Source organism: Streptomyces spiramyceticus (genome assembly GCF_028807635.1).
Classification (GTDB): domain Bacteria; phylum Actinomycetota; class Actinomycetes; order Streptomycetales; family Streptomycetaceae; genus Streptomyces; species Streptomyces spiramyceticus.
On record NZ_JARBAX010000002.1, the window covers coordinates 1,198,615 to 1,222,660 of the forward strand.

Here is a 24,046-nt window from a genome sequence, read left to right on the forward strand (position 1 = left end):
CATGAGGAGAACCGTGTCTGCAACGAACGAGGAGAAGTTGCGGGAGTACCTGCGGCGCGCGATGGCCGACCTGCACAGCGCGCGCGAGCGGCTGCGCGAAGTCGAGTCGGCGAGTCGTGAGCCGATCGCGATTGTGGGCATGGCGTGCCGCTACCCGGGCGGTGTGGCGTCGCCGGAGGACCTCTGGGACCTCGTGGCCGCCGGTACGGACGCGATCTCCCCGTTCCCCGCGGACCGCGGCTGGGACGCCGAGGGGCTGTACGACCCGGAGCCGGGCGTGCCGGGCAAGAGTTACGTGCGGGAGGGCGGCTTCCTGCACGAGGCGGCCGAGTTCGATGCGGAGTTCTTCGGTATTTCGCCGCGTGAGGCGGCGGCGATGGATCCGCAGCAGCGGTTGTTGCTGGAGACGTCGTGGGAGGCGTTGGAGCGGGCCGGGATCGTGCCGGACTCGCTGCGCGGCACCCGTACCGGAGTCTTCACCGGCGTGATGTACCACGACTACGGCAGCCACCAGGTCGGCACCGCCGCCGATCCCAGCGGACAGCTCGGCCTCGGCACCGCGGGCAGCGTCGCATCCGGCCGGGTGGCCTACACGCTCGGCCTGCAGGGCCCCGCTGTGACCATGGACACGGCGTGTTCGTCGTCGTTGGTGGCGTTGCATCTGGCGGTGCAGTCGTTGCGGCGGGGTGAGTGTGACATGGCGTTGGCCGGTGGGGTGACGGTGATGGCGACGCCGACGGTGTTCGTGGAGTTCTCGCGGCAGCGTGGGCTGGCGTCGGACGGGCGGTGCAAGGCGTTTGCGGAGGGTGCGGACGGCACTGTGTGGGCCGAGGGTGTTGGTGTGTTGTTGGTGGAGCGGTTGTCGGATGCTCGTCGGTATGGGCATCGGGTGCTGGCGGTGGTGCGGGGGAGTGCGGTCAATCAGGATGGCGCGAGCAACGGCCTGACCGCGCCCAGTGGTCCGGCCCAGCGGAAGGTGATCCGCGAGGCGTTGGCTGATGCCGGACTGGCCCCGGGGGACGTGGACGCGGTGGAGGCGCATGGCACCGGCACCCCTCTGGGCGACCCCATCGAGGCCGGTGCGCTGATGGCCACCTACGGAAGTGAGCGCCAGGGCCGGGACCCGCTGTGGCTGGGCTCGCTGAAGTCCAACATCGGGCACACCCAGGCCGCCGCCGGAGCCGCCGGCGTCATCAAGATGGTGGAGGCGATACGGCACTCCACGCTGCCCCGCACCCTCCACGTCGACGCACCCTCGGCCAAGGTCGAATGGGACCCGAGCGCCGTGGAGTTGCTCACCGACGCCCGGCCCTGGCCGCAGCGCGAGCACCGTCCCCGGCGGGCTGCGATCTCCGCCTTCGGCGTCAGCGGCACCAACGCCCACGTCATCATCGAGGAACCGCCCGCCGAGACCGCAACAGGCGGCGCAGCCGCAGCCGGTGACGCACCTGTGGCAGGCGAGGAGCCCGTGACCGGCGACGCGCCTGTGACAGGTGAGGTACCCGCGGCAGGCGCGGCGGCTGGAACCAGTGTCTCGTCCGTGCCGGGCCATGCGTCCGTGCCGGGCCATGCGTCCGCACCACGCGTCGCGTCCGTGCCGGGCCATGCGTCCGCACCACGCGTCGCGTCCGCGCCAGGCCACGCGTCCGCACCACGCGACGCGTCCGCTCCTCGCCCCGCGTCCGCACCGGACGAAGCGTCCATGACCGGCGACACGCCCGCGACCCCCTCCACCGTGGTCTGGCCGCTGTCCGCCGAGACCGCTCCCGCCCTGCGCGCCCAGGCCGCACGCCTGCGCGCGCACCTTGAGCGCCTCCCCGACACCTCGCCGACCGACATCGGCCATGCGCTGGCCGCCGACCGCGCCGCCCTCACCCAACGCGCCGTGCTGCTCGGAGACAACGGCGCCCCGGTCGACGCCCTCGCCGCCCTCGCCGCCGGCGAGACCACCCCGGACGCCGTACACGGCACCGCGGCGGACATCCGCCGGGTCGCCTTCGTCTTCCCCGGCCAGGGCTCCCAGTGGGCCGGGATGGGCGCCGAACTGCTGGACACGGCCCCGGCCTTCGCCGCCGAACTGGAGCTCTGCCAGAGCGCGCTCTCCCCGTACGTGGACTGGACCCTCAGCGACGTACTGCGCGGCGCGCCCGGGGCGCCCGGCCTCGACCGCGTCGACGTCGTCCAGCCGGCCACCTTCGCCGTCATGGTGGGACTCGCGGCGCTGTGGCGATCCCTCGGTGTCGAACCCGCCGCCGTCATCGGCCACTCCCAGGGCGAGATCGCCGCGGCCTGCGTGGCGGGCGCGCTCTCCCTGGACGACGCCGCCCGGATCGTGGCCCTGCGCTCCCAGGTCATCGCCCGCGAACTGGCCGGGCGAGGCGGCATGGCCTCGGTGGCCCTGCCCGCGACCGATGTCGAGGCACGGCTCGCCGGCGGCGTGGAGATCGCCGCCGTCAACGGCCCCGGGTCGACCGTCGTCTGCGGAGAGCCCGGCGCCCTGGAGGCGCTGCTGGTCGCCCTGGAGGCCGAGGGCTCCCGAGTCCGCCGCATCGACGTCGACTACGCCTCCCACTCCCACTACGTCGAGAGCATCCGGGAGGAGCTCGCCACCGTCCTCGCCCCGGTCCGGCCGTACAGAGGCGACGTGCCCTTCTACTCCACCGTCGAGGCGGCGCTCCTCGACACGGCCGCCCTCGACGCCGACTACTGGTACCGCAACCTGCGGCTCCCGGTGCGCTTCGAGCCGACCGTGCGCGCCATGCTCGCCGACGGCATCGACGCGTTCGTGGAGTGCTCCGCGCACCCCGTCCTCACCGTCGGCGTACGCCAGACCGTGGAAAGCGTCGGCACCGCGGTACCGGCCGTCGGCTCGCTGCGGCGCGACGAGGGCGGTCTGCGGCGCTTCCTCACCTCCGCGGCGGAGGCCCAGGTCGTCGGCGTACCGGTGGACTGGGCCACGCTCCACCCCGGGGCCGGCCGGGTGAACCTGCCGACCTACGCCTTCCAGCGCGAACGCTACTGGGTCGGCTCCGCCCGGCCCGACCGGGCGAAGACCGCCGAAACCGGCGAAGGCGCCCCGGAGTCCGGCGACCGGCTCGGCTACCACGTCGAGTGGAAGGGGCTGCGCTCCGCCACCGGCGGCTGGCGCCCGGGCCTGCGCCTGCTGATCGTGCCCACCGGGGAACAGCACGCCGCCCTCGCCGACACCGTGGAACAGGCGATCGCCTCCTTCGGCGGAACGGTCCGCCGCATCGCCGTCGACCCGGCCCGCACCGGACGCGCCGAACTGCTCGGCCTGCTCGAATCGGCAATCAACGGCGACACCGCCGTCACCGGCGCCGTTTCGCTGCTCGGACTGTGCACCGACGGCCGGCCCGACCACCCCGCCGTGCCCACCGCAGTCACCGCCACACTCGCCCTGGTCCAGGCCCTGGCCGACCTCGGCAGCACCGCACCGCTGTGGACCGTCACCTGCGGCGCGGTCGCCACCGCCCCCGACGAACTGCCGTGCACCGCCGGAGCCCAACTGTGGGGCCTGGGACGGGTGGCCGCGCTGGAGCTGCCCGAGGTGTGGGGCGGCCTCATCGACCTGCCCGCGCAGCCCGACGCCCGGGTCCTCGACCGCCTCGCCGGCGTCCTCGCCGAACCCGGCGGCGAGGACCAGATCGCCATCCGGATGGCGGGCGTCTTCGGCCGCCGCGTCCTGCGGAACCCGGCCGACGCCGGCTCCCCGGCCTGGCGCGCCCGGGGCACCGTCCTCATCGCCGGCGACATCACGACGGTGCCCGGTCGGCTGATCCGCTCCCTCCTGGAGGACGGCGCGGACCGCGTGGTGCTGGCCGGGCCCGACGCCCCCGCACAGGCCGCCGCCGCCGGACTCACCGGAGCCTCCGTCGTCCCCGTACGCTGCGACGTCACCGACCGCACCACCCTGGCCGGCCTGCTCGGCGAGCACGCGCCCTCCGTCGTCGTGCACGCCCCGCCGCTCGTACCGCTGGCCCCGCTGAACGAGACGGCGCCCGGCGACATCGCCACCGCCCTCGCCGCCAAGACCACGGCCGCCGGCCACCTGGTCGACCTGGCGCCCGCCGCCGGCCTCGATGCGCTGGTGCTGTTCTCCTCGGTCTCCGGCGTGTGGGGCGGCGCGGCCCAGGGCTGCTACGCGGCCGCCACCGCGCACCTCGACGCGCTGGCCGAACGCGCCCGCGCCGCCGGAGTGCCCGCACTCTCCGTGGCCTGGAGCCCCTGGGCCGGCGGCACGCCCGCCGACGGCGCCGAAGCGGAGTTCCTCAACCGGCGTGGCCTGGCCCCCCTCGACCCGGACGAGGCAGTGCGGACCCTGCGCCGCATGCTGGAGCGCGGCAGCGCCTGCGGTGCGGTCGCCGACGTCGAGTGGAACCGATTCGCCGCCTCCTACACCTGGGTGCGCCCCGCCGTACTGTTCGACGACATCCCGGACGTGCAGCGGCTGCGCGCGGTCGAACTCGCCCCGAGCAACGGCGACTCGACCACCTCCGAACTCGTCCGCGAACTGACCGCGCAGTCCGGCCACAAGCGGCACGTCACCCTGCTGCGGCTGGTCCGCGCCCACGCCGCCGCCGTCCTCGGGCAGTCCTCCGGCGACGCGGTGAACAGCGCCCGCGCCTTCCGCGACCTCGGCTTCGACTCGCTGACCGCCCTGGAGCTGCGCGACCGGCTCAGCACCGCCACCGGCCTCAAGCTGCCCACCTCCCTGGTCTTCGACCACTCCAACCCGGCCGCGCTCGCCCGCCACCTCGGCGAGGAACTCCTCGGCCGGGGCGACACCGCCGACCGGACCGGCCCCGAGACCCCGACACAGACGGACGAGCCCATCGCCATCATCGGCATGGCCTGCCGGCTGCCCGGCGGGGTCCAGTCCCCCGAGGACCTGTGGGACCTGCTGACCGGCGAGGTCGACGCCATCACCCCGTTCCCGACCGACCGGGGATGGAACAACGAAGCCCTCTACGACCCCGACCCCGGCTCACCCGGACACCACACCTACGTGCGCGAAGGCGGATTCCTGCACGACGCGGCCGAGTTCGACCCCGGCTTCTTCGGCATCAGCCCCCGCGAGGCCCTGGCCATGGACCCGCAGCAGCGGCTGATCCTGGAAACCTCCTGGGAATCCTTCGAACGGGCCGGCATCGACCCGGTGGAGCTGCGCGGCAGCCGCACCGGAGTCTTCGTCGGCACCAACGGGCAGCACTACGTGCCGCTGCTCCAGGACGGCGACGAGAGCTTCGACGGTTACATCGCAACCGGCAATTCCGCCAGCGTGATGTCCGGCCGGCTCTCCTACGTCTTCGGCCTGGAGGGCCCCGCCGTCACCGTCGACACCGCCTGCTCGGCCTCCCTCGCCGCCCTGCACCTGGCGGTGCAGTCACTGCGCCGGGGCGAGTGCGACTACGCCCTGGCCGGCGGCGCCACGGTGATGTCCACCCCCGAGATGCTGGTGGAGTTCGCCCGCCAGCGAGCGGTCTCGCCGGACGGCCGCAGCAAGGCGTTCGCCGAGACGGCCGACGGCGTCGGCCTCGCCGAGGGAGCCGGAATGCTGCTGGTGGAGCGGCTGTCGGAGGCTCAGAAGAAGGGCCACCCGGTACTGGCGGTGGTGCGGGGCAGCGCCGTCAACCAGGACGGCGCCAGCAACGGCCTGACGGCGCCCAGCGGTCCGGCCCAGCAGAAGGTGATCCGCGAGGCGCTCGCCGATGCCGGGCTCACCCCCGCCGACGTCGACGCGGTCGAGGCGCACGGCACCGGCACACCGCTGGGCGACCCGATCGAAGCAGGCGCACTGCTCGCCACCTACGGCCGGGACCGGCGCGACGACCCGCTCTGGCTGGGCTCGCTGAAGTCCAACATCGGACACACCCAGGCCGCCGCCGGTGTGGCCGGTGTCATCAAGATGGTGCTGGCCCTGCGGCACGGCACGCTGCCCCGCACCCTGCACGCCACCACCGCCTCGTCCAAGATCGAATGGGATGCGGGAGCCGTGGAACTGCTCGACGAGGCCAGGCCCTGGCCCCAGCGGGCCGACGGACTGCGCCGGGCCGGAATCTCCTCCTTCGGCATCAGCGGCACCAACGCCCACGTCGTCGTCGAGGAGCCGCCGGAGCCCACCGCGCCCGAGCTGCTCGCGCCCGAACCGGCCGCCGACGGCGACGTCTGGTCCGAGGAGTGGTGGCACGAGGTGACCGTGCCGTTGATGATGTCCGCGCACAACGACGCCGCCCTGCGCGACCAGGCGCGCCGGCTGCGCGCGGACCTGCTCGCCCACCCCGAGCTGCACCCGGCCGACGTCGGCTACACCCTCATCACCACCCGCACCCGCTTCGAGCAGCGGGCCGCCGTGGTCGGCGAGAACTTCACGGAGCTGATCGCGGCCCTCGACGACCTCGTCGAAGGCCGGCCGCACCCGCTCGTGCTGCGGGGCACCGCCGGCACCGCCGACCAGGTGGTGTTCGTCTTCCCCGGCCAGGGCTCGCAATGGCCCGAGATGGCCGACGGGCTGTTCGACCGCTCCAGCGACTCCAGCTCCTTCCTGGAGACCGCACGCGCCTGCGACGCCGCGCTCCGGCCCCACCTCGGCTGGTCCGTACTGGACGTGCTGTGCCGGGAACCCGGCGCGCCCTCGCTCGACCGGGTCGACGTGGTGCAGCCCGTGTTGTTCACCATGATGGTCTCGCTCGCCGAGACCTGGCGTTCGCTGGGCGTCGAACCGGCCGCGGTCGTCGGGCATTCCCAGGGAGAGATCGCCGCCGCCCACGTCGCCGGCGCCCTCTCGCTGGACGACGCGGCGCGCATCGTCGCCCTGCGCAGCCAGGCATGGCTGCGGCTGGCCGGCAAGGGCGGCATGGTCGCGGTGACCATGTCCGAGCGCGACCTGCGTCCCCGGCTGGAGCCCTGGAGCGACCGGCTCGCCGTCGCCGCCGTCAACGGCCCCGAGACCTGCGCCGTCTCCGGAGACCCGGACGCCCTGGCAGAGCTGGTCGCCGAACTCAGCGCGGAGGGGGTGCACGCCCGCCCGATCCCCGGCGTCGACACCGCCGGGCACTCGCCGCAGGTCGACATGCTGGAGGAGCATCTGCGGGAGGTGCTCGCCCCGGTCGCGCCGCGATCCTCCGACATCCCGTTCTACTCGACGGTCACCGGTGGGCTGCTCGACACCGCCGAGCTGAACGCCGACTACTGGTACCGCAACATGCGCGAGCCGGTGGAGTTCGAGAAGGCCACCCGCGCCCTGATCGCCGACGGCCACGACGTGTTCCTGGAGTCGAGCCCGCACCCCATGCTGGCCGTCTCCCTCCAGGAGACGATCAGCGACGCCGGCGCCTCCGCGGCGGTTCTCGGCACCCTGCGTCGCGGTCAGGGCGGCCCCCGCTGCCTGGCCGTCGCCGTCTGCCGCGCCTACACCCACGGCGTGGAGATCGACGCGGAGGCCATCTTCGGCCCCGACTCGCGTCATGTGGAACTGCCCACCTACCCCTTCCAGCGCGAGCGCTACTGGTACAGCCCCACCAGCCGTGGCGACGACCCCGCCTCCCTCGGCCTGGACGCCGCCGACCACCCGCTGCTCGGCGGCGGCGTGGAACTGCCCGACTCCGGCGCTCAGATGTACACCGCGCGCCTGGGCACCGACGCCACCCCGTGGCTGGCCGACCACGCACTGATGGGGGCGGCGCTGCTGCCGGGCGCCGCGTTCGCCGACCTGGCCCTCTGGGCCGGCCGCCAGGCCGGCACCGGCCGGATCGAGGAACTCACCCTGGCCGCACCCCTGGCGCTGCCCGAGTCCGGCGGTGTCCGGCTGCGGCTGAACGTCGGCGCCCCGGGCGCAGACGACGCCCGCCGCTTCGCCGTGCACGCCCGCGCCGAGGGCGCCGCAGACTGGACCCTGCACGCCGAGGGGCTGCTCACCGCGGAGGACGCCGCCGACGTGCCGGACGCCTCGGCGACAGCCCCGCCGCCCGGCGCCGAACAACTGGACACCGGCGACTTCTACGAGCGTTTCGCCGAACTCGGCTACGGCTACGGGCCGTTCTTCCGCGGACTGGTGAGCGCGCACCGCTCCGGCTCCGACATCCACGCGGAGGTCGCGCTGCCCGTCCAGGCCCAGGGCGACGCGGCACGGTTCGGAATCCACCCCGCGCTGTTGGACGCGGCGCTGCAGACCATGAGCCTGGGCGGCTTCTTCCCTGAGGACGGCCGCATCCGGATGCCCTTCGCGCTGCGCGGCGTCCGGCTGTACCGCACCGGAGCCGAGCGGCTGCACGTGCGCATCTCGCCCGTCTCCCAGGACGCCGTCCGCATCCGGTGCGCCGACACCGAGGGACGGGCGGTCGCCGAGATCGACTCGTTCCTCATGCGGCCGGTCGACCCCGAGCAGCTCCTGGGCGGCCGCCCGGTCGGCGCCGACGCGCTCTTCCGCATCGCCTGGCGGGAGCTCACCAGCGGCTCGGGCACCGGCCTCCGTACCGGCAACGGCGCCGGCGCCGCTTCCTCGGTGCGCTGGGTGGTCGCGGGGCCCGACGTGCTGGGCCTGGCCGAGGCCGCCGACGCACACCTGCCCGACGCACTCGGCCCGGACGGCCCGCTGCCGACCGCGGCCGGCGAAGCGGCGCCGGACGCCTTCGTGTTCGGAGTGCCGACCGGAACCGGCGATGTCGCCGCCGACGCCCACGCCGTCGCCTGCCAGGTGCTGGACCTTGTCCAGCGCCGGCTCGCAGCCCCGGACGCCCCGGAAGGCGCCCGCCTGGTCGTGGCCACCCGCGGCGCGGTCGCCGTACGCGGCGACGCCGAGGTGAGCGACCCGGCCGCGGCCGCCGCATGGGGCCTGCTGCGCTCCGCGCAGGCCGAGGAGCCCGACCGGTTCCTGCTGGTGGACCTGGACGACGACCCGGCGTCCGCGAGGGCGCTGCCCACCGCCCTCGCCTCCGGCGAACCGCAGACCGCGGTGCGTGCCGGGAGGGTGTACGTACCCCGGCTGGAGCGGGCCGCCGACAGCACGGACGGGCCGCTCACCCCGCCGGAGAAGGGCGCCTGGCGGCTCGGCCGAGGCGCCGACCTCACCCTCGACGGCCTCGCGCTGGTGCCCGCCCCGGACGCGGAGGCCCCGCTGGAGCACGGCCAAGTGCGCGTCGCCGTACGCGCCGCAGGCGTGAACTTCCGCGATGCCCTCATCGCCCTCGGCATGTATCCGTGCGAGGCGGAAATGGGCACCGAGGGCGCCGGCACCGTCGTCGAGGTCGGCCCCGGCGTCACCGGCGTCGCCCCCGGCGACCGGGTGCTCGGCCTGTGGAACGGCGGCCTGGGCCCGGTGTGCGTGGCCGACCACCGGCTGCTCGTCCCGATCCCGGACGGCTGGTCCTACGCCCGGGCCGCCTCGGTCCCCGCGGTGTTCCTCAGCGCCTACTACGGGCTGGTCACCCTGGCGGACCTGCGACCGGGGGAGAAGGTGCTCGTGCACGCCGCCGCCGGAGGCGTCGGCATGGCCGCGGTGCAGATCGCCCGCCACCTCGGCGCCGAGGTGCTGGCCACCGCGAGCACCGGCAAGTGGGACGTCCTGCGCGCCATGGGAATCACCGACGAACACCTCGCCTCCTCCCGCACCCTCGACTTCGCCACCGCCTTCGCCGGTACGGACGGCACGTCCCGCGCCGACGTCGTTCTGAACTCGCTCACCAAGGAGTTCGTGGACGCCTCCCTCGGGCTGCTCCGCCCGGGCGGCCGGTTCCTGGAGCTGGGGAAGACCGACGTACGGGACCCCGAGCAGGTCGGCGCCGACCACCCCGGAGTCCGCTACCGGGCGTTCGACCTCAACGAGGCCGGACCCGACGAACTCGGCCGACTGCTGCGGAAACTGATGGAACTGTTCGCCGCCGGAGTGCTGCACCCACTGCCCGTCGTCACCCACGACGTGCGCCGGGCCGCGGACGCCCTGCGCACCATCAGCCAGGCCAGGCACACCGGAAAGCTCGTCCTGACCATGCCGCCCGCCTGGCACCCGTACGGCACGGTGCTCATCACCGGCGGCACCGGGGCCCTCGGCGGCCGCATCGCCCGCCACCTGGCGACCCATCACGGCGTACGCCAGCTGCTGATCGCCGCACGCCGCGGCCCGGACGGCGAGGGCGCCGCGGAACTGGTTGCCGACCTCACCGCCCTGGGCGCCTCGGCCACCGTCGTCGCCTGCGACGTCTCCGACGCGGACGCGGTCCGCCGGCTGCTCGCCGGCGTACCGGCCGAGCACCCGCTGACGGCGGTGGTGCACAGCGCCGGCGTCCTCGACGACGGCGTGCTGCCCACGCTCACCCCCGAGCGGATGCGGCGCGTGCTGCGTCCCAAGGTGGAGGCCGCCGTCCACCTGGACGAACTCACCCGCGACCTCGACCTGTCGGCATTCGTCCTCTTCTCCTCCAGCGCCGGTCTGCTGGGCAGCCCGGCGCAGGGCAATTACGCAGCGGCCAACGCCACGCTCGATGCCCTCGCCGTCCGGCGGCGGGCCCTCGGCCTCCCCGCGGTGTCGCTGGCCTGGGGACTGTGGTCCGACACCAGCCGGATGGCCGGCGGACTGGACCAGGAGAGCCTCCAGCGGCGCTTCGCCCGCAACGGCTTCCCTCCCCTGTCAGCGACCCTGGGCGCCGCACTGTTCGACGCAGCCCTGCGAGTGGACGAGGCCGTGCAGATCCCCATGCGGTTCGACCCGGCCGCGCTGCGCGCCACCGGAACAGTCCCCGCTCTGCTGTCGGACCTCGTCGGACCCGCCCCGGCCGCCGGGTCCGCAACCCCGGCCGCCGGCCCGTACCCGACACCGGACGCGGGGCACACCGGCGAGCCGCTCGCCGAACGGCTGGCCAGGCTCTCCGCCGAAGAACGCCACGACCAGCTGCTCAGCTTGGTAAGCGAACACGTGGCCGCGGTGCTGGGCCACGGCTCCGCCGCGGAGGTCCGCTCCGACCGGCCGTTCCGCGAGGTCGGATTCGACTCGCTCACGGCCGTGGAACTGCGCAACCGGATGGGCGCGGTCACCGGGGTCAGGCTCCCCGCCACCCTGGTGTTCGACCACCCCACCCCGGCTGCGCTGGCCGCGCACCTCGACGGCCTGCTGGCGCCCCAGCGGCCGCCCACCACCGCACCGCTGCTGTCCGAACTCGACCGGATCGAGGAGGCCCTGGCCGCCCTCACCCCCGAAGGTCTCGCGGCGGTCGCACCCGCCCCCGACGCCCGCGCCGAGGTCGCCCTGCGCCTGGACGCACTCGCCGACCGCTGGCGCGCCCTGCACGACGGCGCGGCCGGCGTCGACGACGACATCGCCGACGTCCTGAGCACCGCCGACGACGACGAGATCTTCGCGTTCATCGACGAGCGGTACGGCGCGTCGTGACCACTGGTTCGGCGCCCCGTCGCCAGTCCTCGAAGGGAAGTACCACCATGGCGAACGAAGAGAAGCTGCGCGCCTACCTCAAGCGCGTGACGGGCGAGCTGCACCGGGCCACCGAGCAGCTGCGCACCCTGGACGAGCGGGCCCACGAGCCGATCGCGATCGTCGGGGCGGCCTGCCGGCTGCCCGGCGGCGTCCGCAGCCCGGACGAACTGTGGGACCTGCTGCTCGCCGGGACCGACGCCGTCAGCCTGGCCCCGGCCGACCGCGGCTGGGACGTGGAGGCGATGTACTCGCCCGACCCCGACACGCCCGGCACCACGTACTGCCGCGAGGGGGGCTTCGTGCAGGGGGCCGACCGGTTCGACCCCGGCCTCTTCGGGATCTCCCCCAACGAGGCGCTCACCATGGATCCCCAGCAGCGGCTGCTGCTGGAGACGTCCTGGGAGGCACTGGAGCGGGCCGGCCTCGACCCCCAGTCCCTGGCCGGCAGCCGCACCGGCGTGTTCGCCGGGGCGTGGGAGAGCGGCTACCAGAAGGGCGTCGAGGGGCTCGAAGCCGAGCTGGAGGCCCAGCTCCTGGCCGGAATCGTCAGCTTCACCGCGGGCCGGGTCGCCTACGCCCTGGGCCTGGAGGGCCCGGCGCTGACGATCGACACGGCCTGCTCCTCGTCGCTGGTGGCACTGCACCTGGCAGTGCAGTCGCTGCGCCGGGGCGAGTGCGACCTCGCACTGGCCGGCGGCGCCACGGTCATCGCCGACTTCGCCCTCTTCACTCAGTTCTCCCGGCAGCGCGGGCTCGCCCCCGACGGCCGCTGCAAGGCCTTCGCGGAGGCGGCCGACGGCTTCGGCCCCGCCGAGGGAGCCGGAATGCTGCTGGTGGAGCGGCTGTCGGAGGCTCAGAAGAAGGGCCACCCGGTACTGGCGGTGGTGCGGGGCAGCGCCGTCAACCAGGACGGCGCCAGCAACGGCCTGACCGCGCCCAGCGGTCCGGCCCAGCAGAAGGTGATCCGCGACGCGTTGGCCGATGCCGGGCTGACTCCCGCCGACGTGGACGCGGTCGAGGCGCACGGCACGGGCACACCGCTGGGCGATCCGATCGAAGCCAGTGCGCTGATGGCCACCTACGGGCGCGAACGGGCGGGCGACCCGCTGTGGTTGGGGTCGCTGAAGTCCAACATCGGGCACACGCAGGCCGCCGCCGGTGTGGCTGGTGTCATCAAGATGGTGGAGGCGATGCGGCACGGCACGCTGCCCCGCACCCTGCACGCCACCACCGCCTCGTCCAAGATCGAATGGGGTGCGGGAGCCGTGGAGCTGCTCGCGGAGGCCAGGCCCTGGCCGCAGCGGGCCGACGGCCCGCGCCGGGCCGCGATCTCCTCGTTCGGCATCAGCGGCACCAACGCCCACATCGTTGTCGAGGAGGCGCCGACCGCCCGGGCCGAACCCGAGGAACCCGAGGAGCCGCCCGTCTCCCCCACCACCGTCCTCCCGCTGTCGGCCGCCGGTGCGCAACCCCTGCGCGAGCAGGCCCGCAGGCTCGCCGCACACCTGGCCGACCACGAGGAGATCACCGCCGCCGACGCCGCCTACTCCGCCGCCACCACTCGTGCCGCACTCTCGAACCGGGCCTCGGTCCTCGCCGACGACCGGGAGTCGCTGATCGCCCGGCTGACCGCGCTGGCGGAGGGCAGGAGGGACGTCGACGTCGCCGTCGGCGAGGCGGGCAGCGGCCGGCCCCCCGTCTTCGTCTTCCCGGGGCAGGGCTCCCAGTGGACCGGCATGGGCGCCGAACTGCTGGAGTCGGCCCCGGCCTTCCGCGTCAAGGCCGAGGAGTGCGCGCGGGCGCTCGCAGCACATCTCGACTGGTCGGTGCTCGACGTACTGCGCGGCGGCCCCGACGCCCCGCCGATCGACCGCGCGGACGTGGTCCAGCCGACGCTGTTCACCATGATGGTCTCCCTCGCGGCGCTGTGGGAGGCCCATGGCGTACGGCCCGCCGCCGTCGTCGGCCACTCCCAGGGAGAGGTCGCCGCCGCCTACGCGGCAGGCGCCCTGTCCCTCGACGACGCGGCCCGGGTGATCGCCGAGCGCAGCAGGTTGTGGGGGCGACTGGCCGGAAACGGCGGCATGGTCTCCGTGATGGCCCCGGCCGACCGGGTCCGCGAGCTGCTGGAGCCCTGGGCGGAGCGGATCTCTGTCGCCGCGGTCAACGGCCCCGCCTCGGTCACCGTGGCCGGTGACGCGCAGGCGCTGGAGGAGTTCGGCGTCCGGTTGTCCGCCGACGGGGTACTGCGCTGGCCCCTCGCCGGCGTCGACTTCGCCGGCCACTCGCCGCAGGTGGAGCAGTTCCGCACCGAGCTCCTCGGCACGCTCGCCGACGTCCGGCCGACCGCCGCCCGGCTGCCGTTCTTCTCCACCGTGACCGCCGGAGCACACGACCCTGAGGGTCTGGACGCCGCGTACTGGTACCGGAACACGCGCGAACCGGTGGAGTTCGAGTCCACCCTGCGGGCGCTGCTGCGCCAGGGCCACCGCACCTTCGTCGAGATGGGCCCGCACCCCCTGCTGGGCTCCTCGATCGACGAGATCGCCGAGGCCGAGGGCGTGCACGCCACCGCGCTGTCCACCCTCCACCGCGGCTCCGGCGGCCTGGACCGGTTCCGCGCCTCGGTGGGCGCCGCGTTCGCCCATGGAGTACGGGTCGACTGGAGCCCCCTCTTCGAAGGCGCCGGCGCCCGCCGTGTACCCCTGCCCACGTACGCCTTCCGGCGTGACCGGTTCTGGCTGCCGACCGCCGTCGGCCGGCGCACCGCCAAGGCCCCCGCCGACGAGTCCGCCGCCTGGCGCTACCGGGTCACCTGGACCGCCCTGGAGACCGGCGGTTCCGGTGCGCCGTCCGGGCGCTGGCTGCTGGTGGAGCTCCCCGGCGCTGCGCCGGACGAGGCCGACGCCGCGGCAACGGCACTCGGCACGGCCGGCGCGGTGGTGGAGCGTTGTCCGCTGGATCCGGCCGAGGTCGCGCGCGTCGCCCTCACCGAGCGGCTGGCCGAACTCGCCGCGGGCCCGCAGGGGTTGGCGGGCGTACTGGTGCTACCCGGCCGGGCAGCGGACGCCGCACCGGCCGATGCCTTCCCGCTCGACCCGGGCACGGCCGCCGTGCTGCTCGTGACCCAGGCCGTGACGGACGGCGCACCGAAAGCCCGGGTCTGGGTGGCCACTCGGGGTGCGGTGGCGGTCGGGCCGGGTGAGGTGCCGTGTGCGATGGGTGCGCGTGTGTGGGGGCTTGGGCGGGTGGCGGCGTTGGAGGCGCCTGTGCAGTGGGGCGGTCTGGTGGATCTGCCGGCCGAGCCGGGCGGGCGTGACTGGCGGCGTCTGGCCGCTGTCGTCTCCGGCCGCGGCGGTGAGGACCAGGTGGCGATTCGCGGATCCGGGCTGTTCGGCCGCCGCATGCTGCCGGCTGCGCCTGGTGTGAGGCGGCGTTCGTGGCGGCCGCGGGGGTGTGTGTTGGTGACGGGTGGGTTGGGTGGTGTGGGTGGTCATGTGGCGCGGTGGTTGGCGCGTGGGGGTGCGGAGCATGTGGTGCTGGCGGGGCGGCGTGGTGGTGGGGCGCCGGGGGCGGTGGAGTTGGAGCGGGAGTTGGTGGGTTTGGGGGCGAAGGTGACGTTCGTTGCGTGTGATGTGGCGGATCGTGCGTCGGTGGTGGGGTTGTTGGGTGTGGTGGAGGGGTTGGGGGTGCCGTTGTGTGGGGTGTTTCATGCGGCGGGTGTGGCTCAGGTGTCGGCGTTGGGTGAGGTGTCGTTGGCGGAGGCTGCGGGGGTGTTGGCGGGTAAGGCGGTGGGGGCTGAGTTGCTGGACGAGTTGACGGCGGGTGTGGATCTGGATGTGTTCGTGTTGTTCTCGTCGGGTGCGGCGGTGTGGGGGAGTGGGGGGCAGTCGGTGTATGCGGCGGCCAATGCGCATTTGGACGCGTTGGCGGAGCGGCGTCGTGCGCAGGGCCGTCCCGCCACCTCCGTCGCCTGGGGCCTGTGGGACGGCGGCGGCATGGGCGCGGGCGACGGCGTCAGGGACTTCTACACCGAGCGCGGACTCGCCCCGATGCGACCGGAGTCGGGCATTGAGGCCCTGCACACGGCGCTGAACCAGGACGACACCTGTGTCACGGTCGCCGACATCGACTGGGAGCACTTCGTCACCGGGTTCACCGCCTTCCGGCCCAGCCCCCTGATCTCCGGCATCCCCCAGGTCCGCGCGCTGCGGGCGGCCCAGCCCACCGTCGGCGCGTCGGACGATCTGCGCCGCCGCATCGACGCCGCACTCACCCCGCGCGAGCGCACGAAGGTGCTGGTCGACCTGGTCCGCACGGTGGCGGCAGAGGTCCTGGGCCACGACGGGATCGGCCGTATCGGCCACGACGTCGCCTTCAAGGAACTCGGCTTCGACTCGCTGGCCGCGGTGCGGGTGCGCGGCCGGCTGGCCGAGGCGACCGGGCTCGTGCTGCCCGCGACGATCATCTTCGACCACCCCACCGTTGACCGGCTCGGCAACGCGCTGCTGGAGGAGCTGACCGGCGCGAGCGACCCCGAACGGGGCGGCGCGCCGGGCCCGGCCGGCACAGGCGGGAACGACGCGTCGCCACCCGCACCGGAGCCGGCTGCCCACGACGCCGAGATCGACGAGCTCGACGCGGATGCCCTCGTCCGGCTGGCGACGGGCGGCACCGGACCGGCCGACGGCGCGCCGGCGAACGACGGGTCCACCGAAGCGGGGACCACCCGCGGCGGAGCACCAGAGCAGTAACCCCCCCGTACCGGTGTGTGCCGGCCGGTAGCGGCCCGTACCGGGTGCGTGCGGACCGGCAGTGCGCCGTACCACCGACGCCCCCCACAGCGAGCAGACGAGGAAGCCGAAGATGTCACCGTCCATGGACGAAGTGCTGGGTGCGCTGCGCACCTCGGTCAAGGAGACCGAGCGGCTGCGTCGACACAACCGAGAGCTCCTGGCCGCCGCGCACGAGCCCGTCGCGATCGTGGGCATGGCATGCCGCTACCCCGGCGGCGTGACCACCCCCGACGACCTGTGGGAGCTCGCCGCGGACGGCGTCGACGCGATCACCCGCTTCCCCGCCGACCGCGGCTGGGACGAAGCCGCCGTCTACTCGCCCGACCCCGACACGCCCGGCACTACCTACTGCCGCGAGGGCGGCTTCCTCACCGGCGTCGGCGACTTCGACGCCGCCTTCTTCGGCGTCTCGCCGAACGAGGCGCTGGTGATGGACCCGCAGCAGCGACTGCTGTTGGAGACGTCCTGGGAGGCGCTGGAGCGGGCCGGGGTCGTCCCCGCGTCGCTGCGCGGCAGCCGTACCGGTGTGTTCGTCGGAGCCGCACACACCGGATACGTCGCCGACACCGCGCGGGCGCCCGAGGGCACCGAGGGCTATCTGCTGACGGGCAACGCCGACGCGGTGATGTCGGGCCGTATCGCCTACACCCTGGGCCTGGAGGGCCCGGCGCTGACGATCGAGACGGCCTGCTCGTCGTCGTTGGTGGCATTGCATCTGGCGGTGCAGTCGCTGCGGCGGGGCGAGTGCGATCTCGCGCTGGCCGGGGGCGTAGCGGTCATGCCCGACCCGACGGTGTTCGTGGAGTTCTCCCGGCAGCGTGGGCTGGCGTCGGACGGGCGGTGCAAGGCGTTTGCGGAGGGTGCGGACGGCACTGTGTGGGCCGAGGGTGTTGGTGTGTTGTTGGTGGAGCGGTTGTCGGATGCTCGTCGGTATGGGCATCGGGTGCTGGCGGTGGTGCGGGGGAGTGCGGTCAATCAGGATGGTGCGAGTAACGGTCTGACGGCGCCCAGTGGTCCGGCCCAGCGGAGGGTGATCCGTGAGGCGTTGGCTGATGCCGGGCTGGCGCCGGGGGATGTGGATGCGGTGGAGGCGCATGGCACGGGTACGGCGTTGGGGGATCCGATCGAGGCGGGTGCGTTGCTGGCGACGTATGGGCGTGAGCGGGTGGGTGATCCGTTGTGGTTGGGGTCGTTGAAGTCGAACATCGGGCATGCTCAGGCCGCTGCGGGTGTGGGTGGTGTGATCAAGATGGTGGAGGCGATGCGGCATTCGTCGTTGCCTCGCACTCTTCATGTGGATGCTCCGTCGTCGAAGGTCGAGTGGGGTTCGGGGTCGGTGGAGTTGCTGACCGAGGCCCGGTCCTGGCCCCGGCGGGCGGGCCGGGTGCGTCGGGCGGCTGTCTCTGCCTTCGGCGTCAGTGGGACGAACGCCCATGTCGTCATCGAGGAACCTCCGAGTGAGGCCGACGGCAGCGACGGGCCCGCCCCTGACCCCCGCATCACGGCCGCGACCCCCCTTCCCTGGGTGATCTCCGCCCGCTCGGAGGAGGCACTGCGTGGCCAGGCCGACCGGCTCGCCGCCCTCGCCCGCCGGGGGCCCACGGAGGACACCGACGCCGATCTCACCACTGCCGTCGACCTCGGATACTCCCTGGCCACCACCAGGGAAGCCCTGGAACACCGGGCGGTTGCGCTGGTGCACGACGCCCGGGCGGCCCGGGAGGACCTCGCCGCGCTGGCCGCCGGCCGGACGCCGGAGAACATGGTCACAGGCGTCGCGCGGCGCGGCCGCGGGATCGCCTTCCTCTGTTCCGGTCAGGGCGCCCAGCGGCTCGGCGCCGGTCAGGAGCTCCGCAGGAGGTTCCCCGTCTTCGCCGACGCCCTCGACGAGATCGCGGCGGAGTTCGACGCCCACCTCGAACGCCCTTTGCTGTCGGTGATGTTCGCCGAACCCTCCGCGCCGGACGCCACACTGCTCGACCGTACCGACTACACCCAGCCCGCCCTGTTCGCGGTCGAGACCGCACTGTTCCGGCTCTTCGAGAGCTGGGGCCTGGTGCCGGACGTCCTCGTGGGGCACTCGATCGGCGGCCTGGTGGCGGCTCACGCGGCGGGAGTGTTCTCGGCGGCCGACGCCGCCCGGCTGGTCGCGGCACGCGGCCGGCTGATGCGGGCCCTGCCCGAGGGCGGCGCGATGGCCGCCGTGCAGGCCACCGAGCGGGAGGTCGCCGCGCTGGAGCCCGTCGTCGCCGGTGGCGCGGTCATCGCTGCGGTCAACGGACCGCAGGCCCTCGTGCTTTCCGGGGACGAAGCGGCCGTACTGGCGGCGGCCGGTGAACTGGCCGCCCGGGGCCGCCGTACCAAGCGCCTGCGGGTGAGCCACGCCTTCCACTCGCCGCGCATGGACGCCATGCTCGCCGACTTCCGCGTGATCGCCGAAACGGTCGACTACCACGCTCCCCGGCTGCCGGTCGTCTCCGAAGTGACCGGCGAACTCGCCACCGCCGCCCAGCTGAGGGACCCTGGCTACTGGACCCGCCAGGTGCGGGAGCCGGTGCGTTTCGCCGACGCAGTGCGCACCGCGCGGGCCCGTGACGCCACGACCTTCATCGAGCTCGGCCCCGACGCAGTCCTCTCCGGCATGGCGGAGGAGTCACTGGCCGACGAGGCCGACACCGTGTTCGCCCCCGCGCTGCGCCGCGGGCGACCGGAGGGCGACACCGCGCTCCGGGCCGCTGCGAGGGCGTTCGTTCGCGGCGCGGACCTCGACTGGTCCGCGCTCTACAGCGGTACGGGCGCACGCCGGACCGACCTGCCCACCTACGCCTTCCAGCACAGCCGCTACTGGCTCGCCCCCACCGCCGCCTCGCCCACGGTCGCCCCCGCGACCTCCGCCCCCTCCGCAGGGCCCGTCGCGGAAGCAGAGCAGGACGACGCCCTGTGGGCCGCGGTGCACGCGGGCGACGCTGCCTCGGCCGCGGCGCGACTGGGCGCCGACGGTGCGGGAATCGAAAGCCAACTGCAGGCCGTCCTACCGCACTTAGCCGCCTGGCACGACCGGCGCCGCACGACCGCGCAGACCGCAGGGCTGCGCTACCGCGTCGCCTGGCAGGCGATCGCCCCAGACGCTGTCAGGTTCAGCCCCTCGGATCGCTGGCTGATGGTCGAGCATGGGCAGTGCACGGACTCCGCGGACGCCGCGGAGCGGGCGCTGCGCGCGGCCGGCGCGGAAGTGATCCGCCTGGTGCGGCCGCTCGGGCAGGCCGCCGGAGCGCCGCGGACGGACGCACTGGACCGGGACGCCCTGGCTGCTCGGCTGGCCGAACTCGCGCGGAGCCCGGAGAGCTTGGCCGGCGTGCTGCTGCTCCCCGACACGGGCGGAGCCACGCTCGCCGGGCACCCGGGGCTGGACGAGGGGACGACGGCGGTGCTGCTGATGGTGCAGGCGATGGCGGATGCCGCGGTGGAGACACCGCTGTGGGTGGCCACTCGGGGTGCGGTGGCGGTCGGGCCGGGTGAGGTGCCGTGTGCGATGGGTGCGCGTGTGTGGGGGCTTGGGCGGGTGGCGGCGTTGGAGGCGCCTGTGCAGTGGGGCGGTCTGGTGGATCTGCCGGCCGAGCCGGGCGGGCGTGACTGGCGGCGTCTGGCCGCTGTCGTCTCCGGCCGCGGCGGTGAGGACCAGGTGGCGATTCGCGGGTCGGGGTTGTTCGGCCGCCGCCTGCTGCCTGCCGCTGTGCCCTCGGCCTCGAGGTCGTGGCGGCCGCGGGGGTGTGTGTTGGTGACGGGTGGGTTGGGTGGTGTGGGTGGTCATGTGGCGCGGTGGTTGGCGCGTGGGGGTGCGGAGCATGTGGTGCTGGCGGGTCGGCGTGGTGGTGGGGCGCCGGGGGCGGTGGAGTTGGAGCGGGAGTTGGTGGGGTTGGGGGCGAAGGTGACGTTCGTTGCGTGTGATGTGGCGGATCGTGCGTCGGTGGTGGGGTTGTTGGGTGTGGTGGAGGGGTTGGGGGTGCCGTTGTGTGGGGTGTTTCATGCGGCGGGTGTGGCTCAGGTGTCGGCGTTGGGTGAGGTGTCGTTGGCGGAGGCTGCGGGGGTGTTGGCGGGTAAGGCGGTGGGGGCTGAGTTGCTGGACGAGTTGACGGCGGGTGTGGATCTGGATGTGTTCGTGTTGTTCTCGTCGGGTGCGGCGGTGTGGGGGAGTGGGGGGCAGTCGGTGTATGCGGCGGCCAATGCGCATTTGGACGCGTTGGCGGAGCGGCGTCGTGCGCAGGGCCGTCCCGCCACCTCCGTCGCCTGGGGCGTCTGGGACGGCGGCGGCATGGGCGAGATGGCCCCCGAGGGATACCTCGCCCGCCATGGCCTTGTTCCCCTCCGCCCGGAGACGGCGCTCACCGCCCTGCACCAGGCCGTCGACAGCGGCGACGCCACGGTGACCGTGGCCGACCTCGACTGGGAACGGTTCGCCCCCGGCTTCACCGCCTTCCGCCCCAGCCCCCTGATCTCCGGCATCCCCGTCGCCCGTACGGCGCTCGCCGCCGCCGGGCAGCCCGCCGACGACACCCCCACCGCACCCGACCTCGTACGGGCGCGGCCCGAGGACCGGCCGCGGCTCGCCCTGGAACTGGTGCTCCGCCACATCGCAGCGGTCCTCGGCCACACCGAGGAGAACCGGGGCGACGCACAGGCCCCCTTCCGGGACATCGGCTTCGACTCGCTGGCCGCGGTGCGGCTGCGCGGCCGACTGGCCGAGGACACCGGGCTCGACCTGCCCAGCACCCTCGTCTTCGACCACGAGGATCCCACCGCACTGGCACACCACCTGGCCGGCCTCGCTGACGCCGGGGCCACCGGCCGTCACGAGAGCGCCGTACCGGCCGAGAGCGGGCTGCTCGCCTCCTTCCGCGCCGCCGTCGAACAGAGCAGGTCGGGCGAGGCCGTGGAGCTGATGGCCTCCCTGGCCGCGTTCCGGCCCGCCTACTCCCGGGAACAGCCCGGCTCCGCCCGCCCCGCGCCGGTGCTCCTCGCGACCGGCCCGACGACGCACCCCACGCTGTACTGCTGCGCCGGCACCGCGGTCGGCTCCGGCCCCGGCGAGTACGTCCCCTTCGCCGAAGGGCTGCGCGACAGCCGGGAGACGGTCGTTCTCCCCCTGTCCGGTTTCGGCGGCCCCGCGGAGCCGCTGCCCGCATCCCTCGACGCCCTGCTCGACGTCCAGGCCGACGTCCTCCTGGAGCACGCCGCGGGCAAGCCGTTCGCGCTCGCCGGTCACTCCGCCGGCGCGAACGTCGCCCATGCCCTGGCCGCCCGCCTGGAGGAGCGCGGCACCGGCCCCACGGCCGTCGTGCTGATGGACGTCTACCGTCCCGAGGACCCCGGCGCGATGGGCGTGTGGCGCGACGACCTGCTCAGCCGGGCCCTCGAACGCAGCACCGTCCCCCTGGAGGACCACCGGCTCACCGCCATGGCCGGCTACCACCGGCTGCTGCTCGGCGCCCGGCTCACCGCCCTGAACGCCCCCGTCCTGCTCGTCCGGGCGTCCGAACCCCTGCGCGAGTGGCCCGTCGGCGAGGCACAGGGCGACTGGCGCTCCCGGGTCCCGTTCGCCCGGACCGTCGCCGACGTGCCCGGCAACCACTTCACCATGCTCACCGAACACGCGCGGCACACCGCGTCCGTGGTGCACGACTGGCTGGAGGCCGTCCCGCACCCGGCCGGGCCGCCCGCCCTGCTCACCGGAGGAGAACACTGATGTACGCCAACGACATCGCGGCCGTCTACGACCTGGTCCACGAGGGGAAGGGCAAGGACTACCGGCAGGAGGCCGAGGAGATCGCCGCACTGGTGCGCGTCCACCGCCCGGACACCCGGTCACTGCTCGACGTCGCCTGCGGCACCGGCCAGCACCTGCGCCACCTCGACGGCCTCTTCGACCACGTCGAGGGCCTGGAGCTCTCCCACGACATGCTGGCCCTCGCGACCGACCGCAACCCCGGCGTCACCTTCCACGAAGGAGACATGCGCTCGTTCGCCCTGGGCCGCCGGTTCGACGCGGTGATCTGCATGTTCAGCTCCATAGGCCACCTGCGGACCACGGACGAACTCGACAGCACGCTGCGGTCCTTCACCGACCACCTCGAACCGGGCGGCGTCATCGTCGTCGAACCCTGGTGGTTCCCCAGCTCCTTCACCCCCGGCTACGTCGGCGCCAGCGTCACCGAGGCGGGCGAGCGCACCATCTGCCGGGTCTCGCATTCTGTGCGGGAGGGGAACGCCACCCGCATCGAGGTGCACTACCTCGTCGCCGAGCCCGGCGGCGGCATCCGTCACCTCACCGAGGACCACGCCATCACCCTGTTCCCGCGCGCCGACTACGAAGCCGCCTTCGAGCGCGCCGGCTGCGACGTGGTCTACCAGGAGGGCGGCCCCTCCGGCCGCGGACTGTTCATCGGCACCCGCCGCTGAAGCTGCCCGCCGCCGAGGCGGACCTCCCCGTGGCGACACGCCTTCGCCACCCCCTTCGTACCGTCCGACTTCGTGCCATCCGAGATGACGAGAGGAAGCCATGCCCATCCTTGCCATGGAGCCGGCTCCCGCGAGCGCGGGCACCCGGGAGCTCGGCCGTCGGCTTCAGCTGACCCGTGCCGCGCACTGGTGCGCGGGCAATCAGGGCGACCCGTACGCGCTGATTCTGCGCGCCGTCTCCGACCCCGAGCCGCTCGAACGGGAAATCTGCGCCGCCGGACCGTGGTTCCACAGCGAACTGCTGGGCGCCTGGGTGACCGCGGACCCAGAGGTGGCGGCGGCTGTCCTGGCCGACCCACGTTTCGGCACGCTGGACCGGGCCGGCCGCCGTCCGGACGAGGAACTGCTGCCCCTCGCCGAGGCGTTCCCCCGCCACGAACGCGCGGAGCTCGTACGCCTGCGGGCGCTGGCCGACCCCGTACTCAACCGTTGCGCCCCGGCCGAGGCGCCCTGCGCGGCGCGCACCACCGCCCGCCGAGTGCTCCGCCGTCTCCTGCCAACCGGTGGCGCCGGGTTCGACCTCGTCACCGAGGTCGCCCGGCCGTACGCCGTCGAGCTGGTGCTCGGGTTCCTCGGAGTGCCGGACCGCGACCGCGACGCCGCCGCGCGGGCGCTCGCCGCCTGCGCCCCCCAGCTCGACGCCCGGCTGGCCCCGCAGATCCTGGCCGTCGCCCGGGAGTCCGCCGACGCCGTGCGGACCCTGGCCGACCTGGTCCCGGAGCTCGTCGCGGAGAAGCTGCGGGCCGTCGAGAGCGGCGGGCCCCGGCCCGACGACGTCCTCGCCCTCCTCCTGCGCGATGGCGTCGCACCCCGCGACGTCGAGCGCATCGCGCTGGTCCTCGCCATCGGCGCCCCCGAGCCGGCCGCCACCGCCGTCGCGCACACGGTGCACCGGCTGCTGGGCCGGCCGGGGGAGTGGGAAAGGGCCCGCCGGACCCCGGCCGCCGCGAGGGCCGTCGAGCAGACGCTGCGCCACCGCCCCCCGGCCCGGCTGGAGAGCAGGGTCGCGCACACCGACCTCGAACTCGGCGGCCGCCGGATCGCCGCCGACGAGCACATTGTGGTGCTGGCCGCCGCCGGACGGGAGACCCCGGGGCCGGAGCCGCTCGGCGGCCCGGACGGGCCGCACCTGGCGCTCGCCCTCCCGCTCATCCGCCTGGCCACCACCACCGCGGTCCAGGTCATGGCCGGCCGCCTGCCCGGACTGCGGGCCGAGGGCGCGCCGCTGACCCGGCCGCGTTCCCCGGTCGTAGGCGCCTGCGCCCGCCTCCGGGTCCACCCGGGATGACCC

At 74.3% G+C, this 24,046-nt stretch carries 3 protein-coding genes and 2 pseudogenes; all 5 read left to right on the forward strand.

Annotated elements, in window-relative coordinates; translation table 11 throughout:
* The first annotated feature begins 13 nt into the window (after positions 1-13).
* The 5 genes and pseudogenes from PXH83_RS28880 to PXH83_RS28900 all read left to right on the forward strand — a co-directional run bounded on the left by PXH83_RS28880 (position 14) and on the right by PXH83_RS28900 (position 24,043).
* Positions 14-11,401, forward strand: coding sequence for a type I polyketide synthase (locus PXH83_RS28880; protein WP_274564289.1), 11,388 nt, complete (start codon positions 14-16; stop codon positions 11,399-11,401).
* A gap of 59 nt (positions 11,402-11,460) precedes the next feature.
* A pseudogene (locus PXH83_RS28885) lies at positions 11,461-16,197 on the forward strand (type I polyketide synthase); the annotation flags it as partial.
* Positions 16,198-16,357: 160 nt separating this feature from the next.
* A pseudogene (locus PXH83_RS28890) lies at positions 16,358-21,982 on the forward strand (type I polyketide synthase); the annotation flags it as partial.
* On the forward strand, positions 21,982-22,695 hold the full coding sequence (locus PXH83_RS28895; RefSeq protein ID WP_274564295.1) for a class I SAM-dependent DNA methyltransferase: 714 nt from the start codon (positions 21,982-21,984) through the stop codon (positions 22,693-22,695). The pseudogene PXH83_RS28890 and the gene PXH83_RS28895, both read left to right, overlap by 1 nt.
* 100 nt (positions 22,696-22,795) lie before the next feature.
* Positions 22,796-24,043, forward strand: coding sequence for a cytochrome P450 family protein (locus PXH83_RS28900; protein WP_274564296.1), 1,248 nt, complete (start codon positions 22,796-22,798; stop codon positions 24,041-24,043).
* Positions 24,044-24,046: the final 3 nt, after the last annotated feature.

What these genes read in the sequence shown, in the direction of transcription:
- PXH83_RS28895 (WP_274564295.1), top strand. Translation starts at nt 21,982, where the DNA reads ATGTACGCCAACGACATCGCGGCCGTCTACGACCTGGTCCACGAGGGG.
- PXH83_RS28900 (WP_274564296.1), top strand. Translation starts at nt 22,796, where the DNA reads ATGCCCATCCTTGCCATGGAGCCGGCTCCCGCGAGCGCGGGCACCCGG.